Source organism: Sphingomonas sp. Ant20 (assembly GCF_000783375.1).
Lineage (GTDB): Bacteria > Pseudomonadota > Alphaproteobacteria > Sphingomonadales > Sphingomonadaceae > Sphingomonas > Sphingomonas aerolata.
On the sequence record NZ_JRVI01000287.1, the window covers coordinates 1 to 1,166 of the forward strand.

Annotated in this window: 1 protein-coding gene and 2 pseudogenes; all 3 read right to left on the minus strand. The window is 72.6% G+C overall.

The features are described from left to right. Nucleotides 1–143 precede the first annotated feature (143 nt). Nucleotides 144–362, minus strand: coding sequence for a hypothetical protein (locus tag NI18_RS27545; protein WP_306286570.1), 219 nt, complete (start codon nucleotides 360–362; stop codon nucleotides 144–146). A gap of 26 nt (nucleotides 363–388) precedes the next feature. Beyond that, a pseudogene (locus NI18_RS27550) lies at nucleotides 389–544 on the minus strand (phage portal protein); the annotation flags it as partial. A gap of 28 nt (nucleotides 545–572) precedes the next feature. Continuing rightward, nucleotides 573–1,148, minus strand: a pseudogene (locus NI18_RS27555) (phage portal protein); the annotation flags it as partial. Nucleotides 1,149–1,166 lie beyond the last annotated feature (18 nt).

The following is a 1,166-nucleotide window of genomic DNA, read 5'->3' on the forward strand; positions in this document are numbered from 1 at the left end:
TCGCTCCAGCCCCAGCCCGCGCCAGCGCCGCGCGTCGCGCCCCAGCTCGCCTGCCTCCTCCGCGATCGCGCGCAGCGTCACCCAGGTCCGCCCCCCCGCTCCGCCCCCCTGCGCCATCAGCTGCGCCAGCACATGCCCATCCATCACGCCCCCTCCTTCACATCGAGCATCGCGCGCTTCTCCGCATCGCTCAGGAACGTCGCCGCGCTGACCATCCCCCACAGCCGCTCGCGGTCCTCGACCAGCGCCGGCACCCGGTCGAGATCCACCCGCAGCGCCGCCCCCCTCGAACCAGCCCGACAGCCCCTGCGCGATCCCCCGTCAGCACGCTCGTCGCCAGCGGCAAAATCGCCAGCCGCCACAAGGCCCGGTTCGCCTCGCGGTAGTTGGCGTAGCTATTGTCCCCCGGCAGCCCGAGCAGCATCGGCGGCACCCCGAACGCCAGCGCGATCTCGCGCGCCGCCGCGCTCCGCGTCCCGGCAAAGTCCATGTCCGCCGGCGTCAGGCTCAGCGCCTGCCATTTCAGCCCGCCCTCGAGCAGCATCGGCCGCCCCGCATTCCCGCTCCCCGCAAACCGACGCCTCGAGCTCGCTCTTCAGCCGCGCAAACTGGTCCGCCGACAGCGCCGACCCGTCGCCCGGATCATAGACCAATGCCCCTGAGGGCCGTGCCGCATTGTCGAGCAGCGCCGTATTCCACCGCGCCGCCGCATTATGGATCCCGACTGCCGCCGCCGCCGCGCCCAGGCACCCCAGCCCGTAATGATCGTCGACCGGATGAAACGCCTTCAGGTGGATCACCTGCGGCCGCACCGGATCCACCGACAGCCGCGTCACCCGCGCGCCGACCGCATAGCGATACGCCGCGGGCCACCCGCCCGCATCCGCCTCGACGCTCACCCGCTCGGGCCGCAGCGCGTAGAGCTCGGCGGCACCCCCGTCCGCATCGCGCAGCACCTGGACATAGGCATTGCCGTGGAGCAGCAGCTGTGCCGCCACCGTCTCGATCAGCATCTGCCCCCCCGACCGCGCGGTGACGAGTGCGACCAGCGCCGGATCCGACCCGTCGAGCGGCGCCGACCCGACGCCTTCGACGACCAGCTTCACCGCCCGCTGCGCCACCGCATTCCCCAGATACGCCTCGCGCACCTGCGCCTCATACCCCCC